The 17,840-nt window shown below is 41.6% G+C and carries 17 protein-coding genes; 8 read left to right on the top strand and 9 right to left on the bottom strand.

Features of this window, described 5'->3' with window-relative positions:
- Positions 1-853 precede the first annotated feature (853 nt).
- The 8 genes from nifB (at position 854) to nifD (ending at position 8,577) form a co-directional block, all read left to right on the top strand.
- A complete protein-coding gene (nifB, locus tag V7K98_RS22465) occupies positions 854-2,305 on the top strand; it encodes a nitrogenase cofactor biosynthesis protein NifB (protein WP_335026071.1) in 1,452 nt (483 codons plus the stop codon).
- A gap of 45 nt (positions 2,306-2,350) precedes the next feature.
- A complete protein-coding gene (locus V7K98_RS22460; RefSeq protein WP_335025827.1) occupies positions 2,351-2,494 on the top strand; it encodes a hypothetical protein in 144 nt (47 codons plus the stop codon).
- Entirely contained in the window at positions 2,472-2,828 is a 357-nt protein-coding gene (locus V7K98_RS22455; RefSeq protein ID WP_335025825.1) for an indolepyruvate ferredoxin oxidoreductase subunit alpha, read from the top strand. The genes V7K98_RS22460 and V7K98_RS22455 overlap by 23 nt, the downstream gene beginning before the upstream one ends.
- A gap of 30 nt (positions 2,829-2,858) precedes the next feature.
- Complete coding sequence (gene nifS, locus V7K98_RS22450; RefSeq protein WP_335025823.1) at positions 2,859-4,067, top strand: cysteine desulfurase NifS; 1,209 nt, start codon at positions 2,859-2,861, stop codon at positions 4,065-4,067.
- Positions 4,068-4,158: 91 nt separating this feature from the next.
- Positions 4,159-5,058, top strand: a complete 900-nt coding sequence (gene nifU, locus V7K98_RS22445) for a Fe-S cluster assembly protein NifU (protein ID WP_335025821.1) — start codon at positions 4,159-4,161, stop codon at positions 5,056-5,058.
- A 317-nt stretch (positions 5,059-5,375) separates the two neighbouring features.
- Entirely contained in the window at positions 5,376-5,732 is a 357-nt protein-coding gene (locus V7K98_RS22440; protein WP_335025819.1) for a globin domain-containing protein, read from the top strand.
- Between the two features lie 340 nt (positions 5,733-6,072).
- Complete coding sequence (gene nifH / locus V7K98_RS22435; RefSeq protein WP_292824782.1) at positions 6,073-6,966, top strand: nitrogenase iron protein; 894 nt, start codon at positions 6,073-6,075, stop codon at positions 6,964-6,966.
- 150 nt (positions 6,967-7,116) lie between these two features.
- Positions 7,117-8,577 carry a nitrogenase molybdenum-iron protein alpha chain gene (gene nifD, locus V7K98_RS22430; RefSeq protein WP_335025817.1) on the top strand — a complete coding sequence of 487 codons (1,461 nt, stop codon included), beginning with the start codon at positions 7,117-7,119 and terminating at the stop codon, positions 8,575-8,577.
- Positions 8,578-8,932: 355 nt separating this feature from the next.
- Here the strand turns inward: nifD and V7K98_RS22425 are convergent, their stop codons facing one another.
- The 9 genes from V7K98_RS22425 to V7K98_RS22385 all read right to left on the bottom strand — a co-directional run bounded on the left by V7K98_RS22425 (position 8,933) and on the right by V7K98_RS22385 (position 17,792).
- Complete coding sequence (locus tag V7K98_RS22425) at positions 8,933-9,352, bottom strand: hypothetical protein (RefSeq protein ID WP_335025815.1); 420 nt, start codon at positions 9,350-9,352, stop codon at positions 8,933-8,935.
- A 607-nt stretch (positions 9,353-9,959) separates the two neighbouring features.
- Complete coding sequence (locus V7K98_RS22420) at positions 9,960-10,160, bottom strand: hypothetical protein (RefSeq protein WP_335025813.1); 201 nt, start codon at positions 10,158-10,160, stop codon at positions 9,960-9,962.
- Positions 10,147-10,632: a type II toxin-antitoxin system VapC family toxin gene (locus V7K98_RS22415; protein WP_335025811.1), complete on the bottom strand. Its 486-nt coding sequence runs from the start codon at positions 10,630-10,632 to the stop codon at positions 10,147-10,149. The genes V7K98_RS22420 and V7K98_RS22415 overlap by 14 nt, the downstream gene beginning before the upstream one ends.
- 279 nt (positions 10,633-10,911) lie before the next feature.
- On the bottom strand, positions 10,912-11,145 hold the full coding sequence (locus V7K98_RS22410) for a hypothetical protein (RefSeq protein WP_335025809.1): 234 nt from the start codon (positions 11,143-11,145) through the stop codon (positions 10,912-10,914).
- A complete protein-coding gene (locus tag V7K98_RS22405; protein WP_335025807.1) occupies positions 11,145-11,432 on the bottom strand; it encodes a type II toxin-antitoxin system HigB family toxin in 288 nt (95 codons plus the stop codon). The genes V7K98_RS22410 and V7K98_RS22405 overlap by 1 nt, the downstream gene beginning before the upstream one ends.
- 130 nt (positions 11,433-11,562) lie before the next feature.
- On the bottom strand, positions 11,563-12,162 hold the full coding sequence (locus V7K98_RS22400; RefSeq protein WP_335025806.1) for a hypothetical protein: 600 nt from the start codon (positions 12,160-12,162) through the stop codon (positions 11,563-11,565).
- Between the two features lie 287 nt (positions 12,163-12,449).
- Positions 12,450-12,749, bottom strand: coding sequence for a hypothetical protein (locus V7K98_RS22395; protein WP_335025804.1), 300 nt, complete (start codon positions 12,747-12,749; stop codon positions 12,450-12,452).
- 98 nt (positions 12,750-12,847) lie between these two features.
- Positions 12,848-13,801, bottom strand: a complete 954-nt coding sequence (ppk2, locus tag V7K98_RS22390; RefSeq protein WP_335025802.1) for a polyphosphate kinase 2 — start codon at positions 13,799-13,801, stop codon at positions 12,848-12,850.
- A gap of 43 nt (positions 13,802-13,844) precedes the next feature.
- Positions 13,845-17,792, bottom strand: a complete 3,948-nt coding sequence (locus tag V7K98_RS22385) for a DUF4011 domain-containing protein (protein ID WP_335025800.1) — start codon at positions 17,790-17,792, stop codon at positions 13,845-13,847.
- Positions 17,793-17,840: the final 48 nt, after the last annotated feature.

Below are 17,840 nucleotides of genomic sequence, written 5' to 3'. Positions count from 1 at the left end.
AAAAGTTAAGTTTTTTGAAAATTATGTGCAGTAACACATCTATTTCCATTACCTCACATCGCTTATCAGACAAGACTTAGAACCACAATTGAATATCATTGTCAAAGCAAAAATTAAATAAATATGAATTGCATTTTTACCCTCAAAAAAATGATATGTTAGATACAGAATTGAATTTCGCACGTTTCTGGAGTAGAACGATATAGACTACTCCAGTTTTTCACCCTCAAACCCTTGGCATTTATTGCTTCTGACGGAAATTGAGGGCAACATGAGTACACATTTAAATAACCCAAACCCAGTTACAAGTAGATTAAATTCCTTGCGGGGATTGGGTTTTGGCTGAGTACAAAGAAATCCTGAACCCCTATCTATAAACACTAGAACCCCAACCAAAAAATACTAGAACCCCTACCCGAAAAAAACTTTTTTAATTCTTGTAATGCTTGAAGAATTAGGGTCTTTAGTATTTGAGTACAAAAGTAATAAATCCAATAAATTCTATCCTAGATAAACATATCGCCTAGCTTCAAGACGGCTGATATAAATCTTTTATCGCCAATCACTTAACGCTCTGAAACAAAACAAAGCGAAAAGTGAGTGGAGGGATGACATAGCACCATGCCTGAAGAGAAGTCGCGGCTGTAAGCACCAATTCTACCCAAGAACCGAACGTTGACACACACCAGCCGAACATCAGATATCTATTGCCTGCCTGACTTGAAAACAAGTCGCCCTCACCCAAGGGTTTGCAGGCAGTGTGAAAGACGCGACTTCAATTCTGGGCATGAAAGAGTGGCAACAGCATCTCCCACAGTGGCAGCCGAGTCCACCGACCTTTTTGCTAAATTCAATGACATCATCGTCTACACGACTCCTCAACTCTAACGCTACGGAATCGCCAACCCAAGCAAAATCCGGTGATTGCGGCTGCGACAGCAACAGCAGCGCCACCGTGGAAAGAGACGAAAAGCTCCAAGAACGCATTGCTAAACATCCCTGCTACAGCGAAGACGCTCATCACCACTACGCCCGGATGCACGTTGCAGTTGCACCAGCTTGCAACATTCAATGCAACTATTGCAACCGCAAATATGATTGCGCTAACGAAAGCCGTCCTGGAGTAGTTAGCGAATTGCTAACACCAGAAGAAGCAGCACACAAAGCTTTAGTCATTGGTGGTAAGATTCCTCAAATGACAGTTGTGGGAATTGCTGGTCCTGGCGACCCTTTAGCGAACCCAGAAAAAACCTTCCGCACATTTGAGTTGATTGCAGCCCAAGCACCAGACATCAAGCTGTGTTTATCAACCAATGGTTTAATGCTGCCCGATTACATCGATCGCATTAAACAATTAAATATAGATCACGTGACGATCACCATTAACATGGTAGATCCAGAGATCGGTGCATTGATTTATCCTTGGGTTCACTACAGACGCAAGCGTTATAGAGGTATTGAAGGCGCAAGAATCCTCCACGAAAGACAGATGGAAGGATTGCAAGCCCTGAAAGATGCTGACATCTTGTGCAAAGTTAACTCCGTGATGATTCCCGGAATTAATGACCATCACTTAGTTGAAGTGAATCGAGTCATTCGTGAGAAAGGTGCATTCTTGCACAACATCATGCCGTTGATTTCTGCACCAGAACATGGCACACACTTCGGTTTAATCGGTCAACGCGGCCCCACACCTAAAGAACTTAAAGAAGTTCAAGACAACTGCTCTGGTAACATGAAAATGATGCGTCACTGTCGCCAGTGCCGTGCCGATGCAGTCGGATTACTGGGAGAAGACCGCAGTCAGGAGTTTTCCAAAGAGAAATTCTTGGAAATGGCTCCCGAATATGACATGGAACAACGCGCTACTGTTCACGAAGGAATTGAGAAGTTTAAAGAAGAACTTAAAGTAGCGAAAGATAAGGCGCTAGCTGGCAAGAAAATTGCCAATAGTCCGAAAGTTTTAGTTGCAGTAGCAACCAAAGGCGGCGGATTAGTTAACCAACACTTCGGTCATGCGAAAGAATTCCAAATTTACGAAGTGGGTGGGAATGAAGTTCGCTTTATCGGTCATCGCAAAATTGACCAATACTGCCAAGGTGGATACGGCGAAGAAGCTTCTTTTGAGCATATTATGAAAGCGATCGCAGATTGCAAAGCAGTTTTAGTTTCCAAGATTGGTAACTGTCCTCAAGAAAAATTGCAAGAAGCTGGAATCAAGACTGTTGAAGCTTACGACGTAATTGAAAAGGTTGCTTTAGAGTTCTACGAGCAATACGTTAAGGAATTAGGGAATAACGAATAGGGCATGGGGCATAGGGCATGGGGCATGGGATAAGAATTATCCTCAATGCCCTCGCCTAAACCCAATCCTCAATGCCCAATGCCCAATGACGGCAGTTACTCCACTTGGGGAGACCCCAAGACCGTACTGCCTCCCCAATGCCCCATTCCCAAAAGGAGAATAAATCATGGCTTACAAAATTCTTACTAGCCAGTGTATTTCCTGCAATCTCTGTCTAACGATATGTCCCACAAATGCAGTAAAAGTGGTTGACGGACAGCACTGGATTGACCCCGAACTTTGTACAAATTGTATTGGTAGTATTCATACCATGCCTCAGTGTAAAGCTGGTTGTCCCACCTGCGACGCTTGCGTTAAGCAGCCTAGCGATTATTGGGAAGGCTGGTTTGCCAATTACAACCGCGTAGTTGCTAAATTAACAAATAAACAAGATTACTGGGAACGTTGGTTTGAAAGCTATTCCCAGAAATACTCGGAACAGTTGCAAAAGCGCCAATCCCAAACAATGGCAGCAGAAGCTTAAATAATTCGTAATTCTTAATTGAAGACAACAATGCAAAATAACTGCATCTATCTCGATAATAATGCAACCACTAAGGTAGACTCAGAAGTTATAGAGGTAATGCTACCTTACCTAACAGATTATTACGGCAACCCCTCCAGTATGCATACCTTTGGTGGGCAAGTCGGTAAAGCAGTGAGAACAGCAAGAGAACAACTTGCAGCCATCCTGGGAGCCGATGAGTCTGAAATTGTCTACACAAGTTGCGGTACTGAGGGAGATAACGCGGCGATTCGAGCCGCACTGTTAGCGCAACCAGAAAAGCGACACATCGTCACCACCCAAGTTGAACATCCAGCAGTACTCAATGTCTGCAAACAATTAGAAACCCAAGGTTATAGTGTTACCTATCTATCAGTAAATCATCAAGGGCAGCTGGATTTAGATGAACTAGAAGCTTCCTTGACGGGTAACACCGCCTTGGTGACAATTATGTATGCTAATAATGAAACCGGCACGATTTTCCCGATTGAACAAATTGGGTTGCGTGTAAAAGCTTCTGGCGCTATCTTCCATGTAGATGCGGTGCAAGTAGTGGGAAAAATCCCCCTCAATATGAAGACTAGCACCATCGATATGTTAACCCTGTCTGGTCACAAGCTGCACGGGCCGAAAGGAATTGGTGCTTTATATATCCGGCGCGGGGTTCGGTTCCGTCCTTTCATGATTGGGGGACACCAAGAACGCGGACGTAGGGCGGGAACTGAGAATGTACCAGCAATTATTGCCTTGGGCAAAGCTGCGGAACTGGAACTGTTACACTTAGAAGAAGCCACCAAAAGAGAAAGAAGACTGCGCGATCGCCTAGAACAAACTTTACTAGCTACAATTCCCGATTGTGTAGTCAATGGTGATGTTACGCAGAGATTGCCCAACACGACGAATATCGGCTTCAAGTATATTGAAGGTGAAGCTATCTTACTATCCTTGAATAAATACGGTATCTGTGCATCATCCGGTTCTGCTTGTACCTCCGGTTCACTGGAACCTTCCCACGTCCTGCGGGCAATGGGTTTACCCTATACAACTTTGCACGGTTCCATTCGCTTCAGTCTTTGTCGCTACACCACAGAAGCCGAAATCGATCGAGTCATAGAGGTAATGCCCAGTATTGTAGAACGTTTACGCGCCCTCTCACCCTTCAAAAATGATGATGCAGGTTGGCTGCAAGAACAAGAACAAGCACTAGCGCACCGTTAATTAGGGAATAGGGAATAGGGAATAGGGAATGAAGAATTTACCACTCCCCACTCATTACTCATTACTCAGCACTCATTACTCATAACTTAATATGTGGGACTACACCGATAAAGTATTAGAACTGTTTTACGATCCCAAAAATCAGGGAGCAATTGAAGAAACGAGCGAACCTGGGGTTAAGGTTGCAATGGGCGAAATCGGTAGCATTGCTTGCGGCGATGCTCTGAGATTGCACCTGAAAGTGGAAGTAGAATCTGATAAGATTCTAGATGCTCGCTTTCAAACCTTTGGCTGTACTAGTGCGATCGCATCTTCTAGTGCATTAACCGAAATGATCAAGGGTTTAACCTTAGATGAAGCTTTGAAAGTGTCCAACAGAGACATTGCAGATTACCTTGGTGGTTTACCAGAAGCAAAGATGCATTGCTCTGTAATGGGACAAGAAGCCCTAGAAGCCGCTATCTACAATTATCGTGGCATTCCTCTAGCTACCCACGATGATGATGATGAAGGTGCATTAATTTGCAGTTGCTTTGGCATCAGCGAATCCAAAATTCGTCGCGTGATTCTAGAAAATCATCTCACGGATGCTGAACAAGTAACAAATTATGTAAAAGCTGGTGGCGGATGCGGTTCCTGTTTGGCGAACATTGATGATATTATTAGATCAGTTCAACAGGAATACGCCTCACCTGCTCTCAACGATTACGGCGTAAAAGTTGCCACAGAAATTGTTACGTCAAAGCAGCGATCGCTAACTAACGTCCAAAAGATTGCTCTAATTCAAAAAGTTCTCGATGAAGAAGTCAGACCCGTACTGATTGCAGACGGGGGAGATGTAGAACTCTATGATGTAGAAGGCGATCGCGTTAAAGTTGTCCTGCAAGGTGCTTGCGGTTCCTGTTCAAGTAGTACAGCAACTCTCAAAATTGCGATCGAAGCCAGATTACAAGATCGTGTCAGCAAGAGCCTTGTAGTCGAAGCAGTTTAAGAATTGCTGTAGGACTTAACGGACTCTACAAATACGCCCTAATATGCATTCAGCCAAGAACAGAAAATAGGATTTGAACCGAATCATTGTCTCCACTCAATGCTTCATGCCAATTCGTCAAAAGAAAGTCACAGATTCAAACTTAACTTTCTTAATTAAAAATTACGTAGACATCCAAAGGATTGCTCTCCTAAAGGTATTACGAATTACGAATTGGTATCAATCCTACCACTATGACGGCTAACAGCATATAGGCTTCATAGATTAAGCGCCTACTTGCGAATTTCATCATCTAACTCGCTTCAAAGGAACAGAATATGAGTACATTGTACGACAACATTGGCGGACAACCAGCTATTGAGAAAACAGTAGATGAACTCCACAAACGCATTGCCGCAGACAGCACCCTCAACACATTTTTTGCTGGTAAAGATATGGTCAAGCAACGTAATCATCTAGTTGCTTTCTTATCTCAGATATTTGAGGGGCCAAAGCAATACGCCGGTCGTCCAATGGACAAAACCCACACTGGAATGAATTTACAGCAACAACACTTCGATGCGATCGCTAAACATCTCGGCGAAGCAATGGCTGTGGGTGGGGTATCAGCAGAAAACAGCAAAGCTGCACTAGAGCGTGTCACAAACATGAAGGGCGCTATTTTAAACAAGTAATAGGATTTACACATTGATTGTTGACAAATAGCAAAGTCAAGTCCTATTGAGTCTTGCAAGCTAAAGCACATTATGACGTATTTGTAAATCGCGTAACTTTCTTTGTTCTTTGTCAGAACAAATGACAAAGGGCAAAGAACAAAAAGAAAAAAATTTAACCACGAAATATATGTACCTACTTTCGATCATTTTAGCTGTGGAGCGATCGCCCCCAGCAGGCATTTATGCCAACTGTACCAACGATGCTCTACACGCGCTCACTACTGTCGCTCAACTGGCGTGAACGCAACTGACAAACGCGCATACCCACCAACCAACCAATTGCAGGGAAACACGAATCATGACAGAAGAAAAGATCAGACAGATAGCTTTCTACGGTAAGGGCGGTATTGGTAAATCTACCACTTCCCAAAACACCTTAGCAGCTATGGCAGAAATGGGTCAACGCATCCTCATCGTCGGTTGCGACCCTAAAGCTGACTCCACCCGTTTGATGCTGCACAGCAAAGCTCAAACAACCGTTCTTCACCTCGCCGCAGAACGTGGTGCAGTAGAAGATATCGAACTCGAAGAAGTAATGCTAACCGGTTTCCGTGACGTTCGTTGCGTAGAATCTGGTGGGCCAGAACCCGGTGTAGGTTGCGCCGGTCGTGGTATCATTACCGCCATCAACTTCTTAGAAGAAAATGGTGCTTACCAAAACCTAGACTTCGTATCTTACGACGTATTAGGTGACGTTGTATGCGGTGGTTTCGCAATGCCAATCCGCGAAGGCAAGGCACAAGAAATCTACATCGTGACATCAGGTGAAATGATGGCGATGTATGCTGCTAACAACATCGCTCGTGGTGTTCTTAAGTATGCTCACACAGGTGGCGTGCGTTTGGGTGGTTTGATTTGTAACAGCCGTAACACAGACCGAGAAATCGACTTGATCGAAACCTTGGCAAAACGGTTGAACACCCAAATGATTCACTACGTACCCCGTGACAACATCGTTCAACACGCAGAATTGCGCCGGATGACTGTTAACGAGTACGCACCAGAAAGCAACCAAGCTAACGAATACCGCACATTGGCTCAGAAAATTATCGACAACAAGAATCTATCTATTCCTACACCCATCGAAATGGAAGAACTAGAAGAATTGTTGATTGAATTCGGTATCCTCGAAAGCGACGAAAATACCGCAATGCTAGTTGGCAAAAGTGCTGCTGAAGCTCCTGTAGTATAAATCGCTGCTAAGAAATAACGCTTTAGCACAAGGAAAAAGGAAAGATATCAATCTTCCCTTTGACCTTTCATCCTCTCGCTTCTCCCCCCTAATCTTAGAGGGGACTCCTAGTCCCCCTATCCCGATCCTTACGAGTCACAGAGGCTAAGTATGACACCTCCAGAAAATCAAAACATCATCGAAGAAAGAAAAGAACTAATTAAAGAAGTTCTCAGTGCTTACCCAGAAAAAGCTGCTAAAAAGCGCGAAAAGCATTTAAACGTATACGAAGAAGGTAAGTCCGATTGCGGCGTTAAGTCTAACGTTAAATCCCTTCCTGGGGTAATGACCGCTCGTGGTTGTGCTTACGCCGGTTCTAAAGGTGTGGTTTGGGGCCCTATTAAGGACATGATCCACATCAGCCACGGGCCTGTAGGTTGCGGTTACTGGTCTTGGTCTGGTCGTCGTAACTACTACATCGGCACCACAGGTATTGATACCTTTGGTACCATGCACTTCACCTCCGACTTCCAAGAAAGAGATATCGTTTTCGGTGGTGACAAGAAACTTACCAAGCTCATCCAAGAACTTGATGTACTTTTCCCCCTCAACCGTGGTGTTTCCATTCAATCTGAATGTCCCATCGGTCTAATCGGGGATGACATCGAAGCTGTTGCTCGGAAGACATCCAAAGAAATTGGTAAGCCAGTAGTACCCGTTCGTTGCGAAGGCTTCCGGGGTGTTTCTCAATCTTTAGGACACCACATTGCTAACGACATGGTTCGTGACTGGGTTTTCACCAGAGCAGACCAAGCTAAGAAAGACGGTACACTCAAGTTTGAAGGTACCCCTTATGATGTAGCCGTCATTGGTGACTACAACATCGGTGGTGATGCTTGGGCTAGCCGCATCCTGTTAGAAGAAATCGGCTTGCGCGTAGTCGCTCAGTGGTCTGGTGATGGCACCATCAACGAAATGTTGATGACCCCCAATGTGAAGATGAACCTCATTCACTGTTACCGCTCGATGAACTACATCAGCCGTCACATGGAAGAAGCTTATGGTATACCCTGGTTAGAATACAACTTCTTCGGCCCCACCAAGATTGCTGAATCTTTACGGGAAATTGCTTCTAAGTTTGACGAGACAATCCAAGCAAACGCTGAGAAAGTTATCGCCAAGTATCAGCCAACAATGGATGCGGTAGTCGGTAAGTACCGCCCCCGCTTAGAAGGTAAGACTGTTGCCATCATGGTTGGTGGTCTACGTCCTCGCCACGTTGTCCCAGCCTTCCTAGACTTGGGCATGAAGATGATAGGTACTGGTTATGAGTTCGCTCATAACGATGACTACAAACGTACTGCTGGCTACATCGAGAACGGCACCATCGTTTATGACGACGTTACCGCTTACGAATTCGAGGAATTTATCAAAGCGCTGAAGCCTGACCTAGTTGCTTCTGGTGTGAAAGAGAAGTATGTCTTCCAAAAGATGGGTCTTCCTTTCCGTCAAATGCACTCTTGGGATTACTCCGAACCTAGCGATGCCTCCGGCGGGCTACGCGCCAACGCTCTTACAATTGATATAATGCAAGGTTTTTTAGCGGCCGGAGAAAAAAGAGCCTATTTCTAGCCTAAATGCAAGTTACAGTGTTATGTACTAACAATTTATTTTGATGCTTTAGAAAGTATAACTCTTATGGAGTAAGATTTTTAGGATTTGCTTGCATTTTGCTCAAAGAAAAACTGTAAAATGAAAGACTATTTTAAATGACGATTTTTTAGATTAAATGGTGCGATCGCTTTGAAGGGGAGACAAGGTAGGCGATCGTGAATAGGGCGATGGGGGAGATGCGATAACCTCGCTTTGCGGGAGCAATAGCACTAACTACCTAACTTGTGGCAAGTAACTTCTTGCATCATTAGAATTAATCACCTGTCTGGTGTAGTATGTATTATGAAGTGAAAAACAGATTCAAGGTCAAAATTTAGTAACGTGGATCGTAATCATCTCTCCAATCCCCACCCAGATATAGACCGCCATACTCTAATGAGTCGCCATAATTCGTTACTGAAGACATTTCATTAGAAAATGTAAATCCAAGCTTCTCTCGCCATTCTTCAAGCACTGTATATTCCATCTTTCCATCAAAGTACAATACCTTAGCTGCTTCAAGAAAAGAATCTATAAGTTGCTTATTAGTTGCTAACGATATTTCTTCTGGGCGGTTCAATAAGTGAAGTATAGTGTCTGGAACTTGTATCAGTTTGTTAAACTGTGGCTGATTTAGCCTAAATACTTGACTGTTTATTTTTAATTCATATTCATTATTTAAAATAGTAATTAACTCTCCTATCACCCCTGTATTTGGAGATGCAAAAAAGTTGCCAATTTTAACCGAATTCATAAGATTTGCTTGACCACTGAGAGTTATGAAGATACTAGGGCTAAAAAAAGTGGCATTTATATAAAAGCTGCGTCAAATATGAAATTTAGTTGCTTTTGAAGTTCTATCACTTTTTGGTATTTCAGTATCGTTTAGCAAATGTATCCTTATAAAGAGAATACCCAAAACCACTACTTTTAAATCACCTAATTATACTGAATTTTCCTAGATAGATAACAGTATTAGCAACTAGGTTAAATTAAGGCTTTTGGGCTTTTTGATGATACCAGTAATTTTTTATATTACCAATATCTTGCTATTTACAAAATTTTGGACAATAAGTAGACCGTTTTAGCGATGTCTACGACGGGCTACGCCTAAGCATTCACTCGACAACCAGGTTGCGATCGCTTGATGAGAGGATGCGATGTCTATGACGGACTACATCTACGCATTAAACCGTCCAATCCTCAATTAACAATCTGGGTACTTTGCCCAAATCTCGATGATTGCGCGTTAATAAAACTAATTTACGAGATAGTGCGATGCCAAATAGCCCATTGAAGACATCGCAGTAACATTCCCTATCATCCTACGCAGATAACTTTGCAGACTTAATTGATCGCTTCTATGCTTCGGCTTCAATACCTTGTTGTGATGCGGATTCTAAAACTTTTGTATGCTGCTCTTTGTACTGAATAAGGTGGGGATATTGCTTCTGAAGTTCAATGTAGTAATTCACAAACTTATCAGGGTTATGTCCATTTTCCTGAGATATTATGTGGCGAATTTTACGTATTTGGTTGATTGCTTCATCATTCTTCGTCATTTTGCGCTCCTATTAACTCTAATGGCGTAACTAGCGTTGGAACGTATAACCCCAGCATAACGTTCAGCCGTCGAATATGCCCAAACTTGTTGGCATTTGCCAAGTGACGACAATTCCAAGTCAATAGAAAATCACATTTATGATATGAAGCCAGGGCAAGATGTAGTGCATCTCCAAGCGGATCGCTGGGCATCAGGTGTTGCTGGATATACACTTCGACGATTTCCGCGATCGCAGATTCAATTGGGATAAACAACAAGCTACTAATAAGTTCTATTGCCTCGCTTTTTCCAGGAAAGTTACCTCGATTAAGTTCATCCAGCACCGCAAGACTAGTTACAAGCACATAGTTGTCACTTGCATAACTCCACCATTCCCGTGTCCAGTCCCGTCGCGCCACCATATCAGGTTCAGTACGTGCTTCGTAATAAAAACTGGGAATAGAGGTTTCAATGTAAACTTTTGGCTTCATTGCGGTAAGGAGCTACATAAATAAACAGCTTGACTATCTTTGGTAATGCCTGATACTCCAATATTACCGTCTTTAATTTAGCACCTAAGCGACACCAAATAGCCCCTCGTAGACATCGCCTTCACTCGACAACATTTAGAGATTATCTGTGGATTCATAAGAATTAGACTGTTGGTGCGATCGCCTTTAAAGATTATCCGTGAGATGCATAAGAAGTAGACTGTTGGTGCGATCGCGCCAATTCGACAACACGCCACTGCATATTCATACTGGGTGAAGTTAAGCGATCGCCTCTAACTCAGGAATATGTTCAGTTTCGTAGTTTTCAATTAAAACACCGATAACTTCCATTAGAGACGCAAGCGGATGGATTTCGTCTTCACCAACTTGATCGATGAGACAATCGAGGATCTCAACCAAGCGTTCATATTCCTCTTCAGTGTGTGGAACAAAGACGTTTTCGCCAATGGATGACCAAGCAGTGATGGTTTGATCTAGGTTAAAGCTTTGCATTATTCCTTCCACTTTCCTTCATCATATTGTGAATGCGTTAATACAGCGCGAATGTAGACTTTTTGGCGGTTGTAATGAATTGCGGCAATGAGTCGAACTTTATTACCACCAATATTAAACACTGTCAATTTACCGACTTGATCTGCTGATGGAAACATTTCACGGAGTTCCACAAATGAGGCAAACTCTTTTCCCTTAACCAATTGATACCACTGAGCCAAGGCGTTATTTGTATCTGGATGAAGTTTAGCAAATTCATTCAGGCGTTTACGAGTAATAACGTGCATCTCAAAACCCTAATGTCTTAATAACTCTGTCATCCATATAGCTCACCTGCGATCGCTAATCTTATATTCTAATCATCGCTCCAACTCAAAAGTAGATTCATCCACTTATGAGAACAAAATATTACACAAATCAACTACTGAATTGCTGAACAATTGTCTGTACAATTGCCAAAATTGCACCTACGTTATCCAGGTAATATCTTTGCCGATCAAGCAAAGCCACTTTTTGTGAAAGTAGAATAAATTGCCATACTTCTCCTGTTGTCACGCATCCATACACGGGTATTTCTGCTTGTCCAGATGAACGATTGAATAAATCCGCCGCCACCATTTGCGCGATGCATTGTCCTAACCCAGCTTCAACATCATTTTTCTTCGCTTCTACAACAGTGATAATTGGGCTACGCAACGGTGGTAAAGGTGGAGCCATTGCTAAAATAAAATCACATTCCCCAATCAAGCCCTGTGCAGGATCAACATCAAGTCTTTGTCCAGAGAAAATAGCCAAACTATCTTGGCTCAGATCCCGACAGGCTAGTAAAATTGGTACAATAATAAATTCGCTTCGAGCCTTTTCACTAATCAGAGCTAATTGGGTTCGCTTTCCCAAAGTTTCATTCAACCACGAAGGAATAGAAAGAGCTACAAGCTTGGGAAACAGATCGGCTTCTTGGGTGGTGATTCCCAAAACAGCCGAAACTTTTTCTAAAGTAAAGTCACTGTACGCCATAGTTTTGCACTGCTTTGAGTATATGACGTTTTCAATAAAAGGGAATTGCTTCTATTTTACCCTGTTGTAGAGTTGTCTAAGGATTCTGTGTGAAATGCTCCCGAAGTAGCCCGTCGTAGACATTGCTTTGAGGCTTGGAAAATAAATCAAACGAAAAATGCTGATTTTTCGTTGGTTCTTAACCTTGGTTGTGATCAAGAGTAATTTGATGCGTTTGCCCTGTAAATTATCATAGGTATATTCTGTACAAGTACCAAAGATATCAATCTTCGCTTTAATGCGATTGGCTAGGGGATATTCGATCTGATACTTGAAAAGTCAACATTTTGGACAAGGAAATTCCGAACATTGGAAATGAAATCATCAAAGTAATTGTATTCTTCCCCTCTATACACAATCACAGTATAACTAGCTTTTATTTCATCAAAAAAAGCTGTCACTTTTTTATAATTTTCAAGCCCTAAAACACACCAATTTATTTTAGGCAGTAGAATATGAGCCTCATCACGTTCCCGCAATTTAGATATAGATAGACTAGATGTATTATCATAATCATGCACAAGAAATTGACTAATTTTCGATAGCATTACTCAGAAATCTAAATTGCTTTGGAGAGAAGCTATAGGCGATCGCAACACCTATAGATAAAGTTTGCCATATTCAATCATTAGCGATAACTTGCAGTTCAATACACTTGAGGCACAAAAAACTGCTCGTTGCGGGGAGCGCGAATATAATCCTCAGCCACAGGTCTAGATGGAAGCTCTAAGGGAGGAGGTGTCATGTCTTCGTAAGGAACTTTGCTCAATAAATGATGAATGCAGTTGAGCCGCGCCCGTCTTTTATCATCTGCTTCAATGGTAAACCAGGGAGCTTCTGGAATATTCGTGTACGCAAACATAGTATCTTTGGCTTTGGAATATTCTACCCAGCGATCGCGTGATTCCAAGTCCATTGGGCTGAGTTTCCAGCGCCTTGCTGGATCGTGACTGCGAGAGAGAAAGCGTTTTTCTTGTTCATCATCGCTCACCGAGAACCAATACTTAATTAAAACAATGCCCGATCGCACCAGCATTCGTTCAAATTCCGGGCAAGATTGCATGAATTCTTGATATTCTGCTTCAGTGCAAAAGTCCATCACCCGTTCAACTCCGGCTCGGTTGTACCAACTGCGATCGAAGAGGACAATTTCGCCGGCTGTCGGAAGATGTTGCACGTAACGTTGAAAATACCACTGAGTTTTCTCGCGATCGGAAGGGGTTCCCAGAGCCACTACACGACAGCCACGAGGGTTGAGTGGATCGGCAATACGTTTAATTACTCCTCCTTTGCCGGCTGCATCGCGCCCTTCAAATATGACAACAACCCGATAGCCAACGTGCTTAATCCAGTATTGCATTTTGACTAGCTCAATCTGGAGTTGCTCTAGTTCTGTTTCAAAAGTCTTTTTGGGAATTTTCTTCGCAAAAGCTTCTGTGCTACCATCAAAAATTCGTTTGGATTTTTGAGATTTTTTCTTGTCTTTTGCCTTTTCTAGGTTTTTTATTAAGTCTGTAGCGGGTTGAGCTAGATCGTTATTTTGGTGGTTTTCAACTTCATCAATTGACATCGCAGTGACTCCATGCCATTGAATCGGCATAATTAGAGTTTATCTATCAAGTATATATTTTACAGAGACTATCTCACCTTTGCTTATTTTGTTGCAGGTGTTCGATCCTTTCTATCAACAGACTAACTTGAGCAGGTTTGTTACGAAACCAGTCTGTTGACCAAATTCGGTGAATTTTCCAACCAAGTTTTTCAAGCACTTCTTGTCTCAAGCGATCGCGATCTCTGGCAGTAGGTGAACTATGGTAAGATGCACCATCACACTCAATCCCCAGTAAAAACTCACCAGGGCGATCGCTATTGACTACACCAAGATCAATCCGATATCCTGAGCATCCAACTTGGGTGCGGATAGTGTATCCCTGCTGGACTAGGGTATGGTAAACATCTTCTTCAAATGGCGAGTCAAAGCGGAGCGTATTTGTATAAGAGTTCCCTTGTAGTATTTCTCCACCACTGGCTGCATATTCTAAGTAATTACGCAGTGCTTCTGCACCTTTGCTTTTGGCGCGTGTTAAATCGATGTCACTAGCCACAATGGAAGAAACAAGTGTAATTTTACTTTTTGCCCGCGTGACAGCTACATTCAGTCGTCGTTCTCCACCTTTCCGATTCAGGGGGCCAAAGTTGAGAAAAAGTTTACCTTGAGAATTACGAGCATACCCAACGCTGAGTATGATTGCATCTCGCTCATCACCTTGAACGTTTTCTAGGGCTTTGAGAAAAAATTCAGGTGAGTTATCACTGCAAAATTTCTCCAGATTGGGGTGATTTTTCCCCAAAATCTCAATTTGCTCCCGAATCGCATCGGCTTGGGCTTCGCTAAAGGCAATAATACCAAGGGATTGTTCAGTGGAAAACCGTTGAAAATGCTCCAATGCTAACTGAGCAACAACTTGAGCCTCACGTCGATTAGTACTACTTCCACCGCTATCGTAAACGCCATCAGGAACGTGTCGGAACGATACTCCCAAATCTGGATTTTGAACTGGGTTTGGAAACGTAACTAATTTAGACTCGTAAAAATGACGGTTGGAGAAAGCAATCAAACGCTCATCCTGACTGCGGTAGTGCCATTTCAGCATGTGTCCAAACATAAATTTTGAACATTCATCTAAAACGCTTTCATAGCTTTCATCATCTTCATTATCGATATCTTCTTGACTGTCTCCAGTTGAAAAGAATGATGTGGGAGGAAGCTGCTTATTATCCCCAATCACAATTACTTGATTAGAACGGATAATTGAAGGAACTACATCTTCAGTCCGAAGTTGAGATGCTTCATCAAAGATGAGAACATCAAAATGATGTATATCTGCCTTGATATATTGACTAACAGAAAGTGGACTCATCATCCAGCAAGGCTTTAAGACCTTGACAAGATTTGGTATTCCCTTTTTTGTGTCGTTGAGGAGTTTACGAATGGGCAAATGTCGCCTTATCTTATTCGCTTCCCTTTTCCAATTTGGTATCTCAGCTAGAGCAGCTGAAGTCTTTTCCAAGTTTTGCCAGCGTTGCACATGAAGCTGTCTTAGACGTTCTTTAGCAGTATTTAGTTGCTTAGAATCGAGTTCAGAAAACTCTTTTATTTGCCGTTCGTGTACTTCAAAATTAAAATTCTTCAATTCAGGTTTTTTGGCAAGAATAGCATCAAGACATATTTGATAAATTCGCTTTTTTAAAACTGGAAACCATTGTTCCGGTTGAGTTTGATTATCACGTAAAGCATCTAAAAACTTATTATTACCCAGATTTACAAGTTTCTGGTAAACTTCTTTATAAGTCAGCCATTCTTGAAAATAAGGCAGTTCAGATTGAGCCAAGTTTAAGAAGCTTTCTAGTTCTACAAAAGTAATTTGGTTACGAGGTAAGTAAGAATCTGTGATGTCGCTTTCATCAAAGTGCGATAATAGAAAATCTAATCCTTTCCTAACACTGTGATGGGATGACTCATATTCCTTAACTAATTCAGCTAGTTCGCGTCGTTTAGAAGGATAATTTATCACGCGCTGGACGGAATCAGCAGAAAGGGAATACTGTTGTAAGCCAATCAACCAATTTAAAGCTTGTTCAATTTCTTTTAACTCTGCTTCACCAGAAACTTCCGGGTTAAATAAAGATCCAAAAACCTGACGAGCGGGGTAATCAATTTGACGCAGCTTATTTTGCAAAGACTCAATAGAATTAGGTTTACTCCTACGAAAAATGTTAAATAATTCTAAAAGCTTGCTTAGTAGGTTTTGGGTTTCTTGTAATCGCTTATTTTTTTCAATTTCTAGAACATCTTTTTTCAGACTAGTAAAAACATCTTGAGCAAGTGCAATATCTACTCCTACCCAATTTTCTGGTAAATTTAATGGAGCTTTTAGTATATGCAGCAGGGCTGGATAGCATTTATCCAGAGAGTCTAAACTCAACAAAGGTTGAACTTGTAGCATCGCCTGTAATTCTTGATTAATCTTTTGGGCTGACAAAATTGCTTCCTGAAATTCCTCTAATTGCTCTGTAATTTGCAATTCCACCTCATAAGAATAAGAATTTAGAGAACTTTTTGCCCAAATAGTTGTTCTCTCTCCTTTAAAGAAAGGTAAAAATTGTGCTAATTGATTTAATAAATCTTGTGCTTTTTGTAATCTACTAGGATTCCATTGGCTGAAATTAGAAAATATGACATTGATGTTGGGAACTACTTCGCGTTCTTTTCTCAAAAGCTCGCCAATTATCTCAAATGGTGATTTATTTAAAGGTTTTTCCTTCGCGTGTAAACTTGTCAAATATGAATTTATCGATTGACGAGTAGAAACCAGCCGATTAAAGAAAAGTTGATGATTTTCTGAACCATAAACTTGTTGAATATATTCAATAGTTTTCGATAAATTATTTACAAGCTCTCGCTTATCTGTTGTACCACTGTGATGGAGATTAAGACACACATGAGCTAAACCACATTCAGCCATGCGCTTATAAACTACACTTAGTGCTGTTGCTTTTTCTGCAACTAATAAAACTGATTTACCGTCGCCAATCAGTTCTGCAATTATATTTACAATAGTTTGACTTTTGCCCGTTCCTGGCGGCCCTTGAACAACAAAGCTAGAACCAGCTTTTGCTGCTTCAATCACGACTTGCTGGCTAGAGTCAGCATCAAGAATTTGAAATATTCGTTCAGGTTTAACTTTTGAATCTAGATCGAATGCAGGTAATGGTTCTTTATAGTTAGACTGATAACTAGTTAAATCGCCACTAATAGCTTGCAAAATTGGGTGGTCAAAAATTAGAGCTTTATTTTCGATAATGTCCCGAACCATTGCAGCTTTTGCATAAGAAAATAGTGAGAGAAACACATTCTCTTTAATTTGCCAATTTTGTTGTGCTAACAGTTGGCGAATCTCGATAATTAATTCGTTATAAGTTTTTTCTTGTATAGCTTCTCCCTCTGGAAGCTCAATCCCAAAAGTTTGCTTTAACTTTTGTACCAGCGTTGGATTTAATACAATATCTTCCTCTAAAACAGATATCTTATAAACATCTCGTCTAGGTTCTTTAATTAACTCTACAGGTACTAAAATTAGTGGCGATAACAGAGGATCATCTGGCTTATCTTTGTCATACCAGGTCAACGTTCCAAACGACAGAAATAGACTATTTACTCCTCGTTCTTCAAATGAGCGTCGTGCATCAAGACGCAATTTATTTAGCCGTTTTAGCTGCTCATCTCCTCTTTGACGCATAATTAATTTGAGAGGATTTTTTTCTGCTGGTAATGTTTTAGTTGTTTTAACCTGGGTAATATCTTGATCTTCACTATCAATTATTAAAAAATGAAGCGGTTTTTTCTTTTTCTCTTCTGTTAGCTTTGTGAAGATAACATCTGGTTCTTCTGTAAGAATTTCTAAAGTTCGAGGACTATCTTGCCGAAACTTGATGAGAGGATTTCGTTTTCCTAAGTCAGCCAGCCCAGCTTTCCACTTTGCAATTTTTTGAACAAGGTTTTGTTGAGAGTCTGAAGCTGACTGATGCATACTCACCTTTATTGTAGATAGAACTACTGTTATTATACTGGCCTTTTC

Origin of the sequence: Nostoc sp., assembly GCF_036917435.1 — a bacterium.
Classification (GTDB): Bacteria; Cyanobacteriota; Cyanobacteriia; order Cyanobacteriales; family Nostocaceae; genus Nostoc.
This window is presented reverse-complemented; position numbering and strand designations above follow the sequence as displayed.

Bases quoted from the DNA above. Each gene is read 5' to 3' on its own strand.
- V7K98_RS22385 (WP_335025800.1), bottom strand. From the start codon at position 17,792: ATGCATCAGTCAGCTTCAGACTCTCAACAAAACCTTGTTCAAAAAATT.
- V7K98_RS22460 (WP_335025827.1), top strand. From the start codon at position 2,351: ATGCCCTCGCCTAAACCCAATCCTCAATGCCCAATGCCCAATGACGGC.
- nifH (WP_292824782.1), top strand. From the start codon at position 6,073: ATGACAGAAGAAAAGATCAGACAGATAGCTTTCTACGGTAAGGGCGGT.
- ppk2 (WP_335025802.1), bottom strand. From the start codon at position 13,801: ATGCCGATTCAATGGCATGGAGTCACTGCGATGTCAATTGATGAAGTT.
- V7K98_RS22400 (WP_335025806.1), bottom strand. From the start codon at position 12,162: ATGGCGTACAGTGACTTTACTTTAGAAAAAGTTTCGGCTGTTTTGGGA.
- V7K98_RS22440 (WP_335025819.1), top strand. From the start codon at position 5,376: ATGAGTACATTGTACGACAACATTGGCGGACAACCAGCTATTGAGAAA.
- V7K98_RS22420 (WP_335025813.1), bottom strand. From the start codon at position 10,160: ATGACGAAGAATGATGAAGCAATCAACCAAATACGTAAAATTCGCCAC.
- V7K98_RS22405 (WP_335025807.1), bottom strand. From the start codon at position 11,432: ATGCACGTTATTACTCGTAAACGCCTGAATGAATTTGCTAAACTTCAT.
- V7K98_RS22395 (WP_335025804.1), bottom strand. From the start codon at position 12,749: ATGCTATCGAAAATTAGTCAATTTCTTGTGCATGATTATGATAATACA.
- V7K98_RS22410 (WP_335025809.1), bottom strand. From the start codon at position 11,145: ATGCAAAGCTTTAACCTAGATCAAACCATCACTGCTTGGTCATCCATT.
- nifS (WP_335025823.1), top strand. From the start codon at position 2,859: ATGCAAAATAACTGCATCTATCTCGATAATAATGCAACCACTAAGGTA.
- nifD (WP_335025817.1), top strand. From the start codon at position 7,117: ATGACACCTCCAGAAAATCAAAACATCATCGAAGAAAGAAAAGAACTA.
- V7K98_RS22455 (WP_335025825.1), top strand. From the start codon at position 2,472: ATGGCTTACAAAATTCTTACTAGCCAGTGTATTTCCTGCAATCTCTGT.
- V7K98_RS22415 (WP_335025811.1), bottom strand. From the start codon at position 10,632: ATGAAGCCAAAAGTTTACATTGAAACCTCTATTCCCAGTTTTTATTAC.
- nifB (WP_335026071.1), top strand. From the start codon at position 854: ATGACATCATCGTCTACACGACTCCTCAACTCTAACGCTACGGAATCG.
- nifU (WP_335025821.1), top strand. From the start codon at position 4,159: ATGTGGGACTACACCGATAAAGTATTAGAACTGTTTTACGATCCCAAA.
- V7K98_RS22425 (WP_335025815.1), bottom strand. From the start codon at position 9,352: ATGAATTCGGTTAAAATTGGCAACTTTTTTGCATCTCCAAATACAGGG.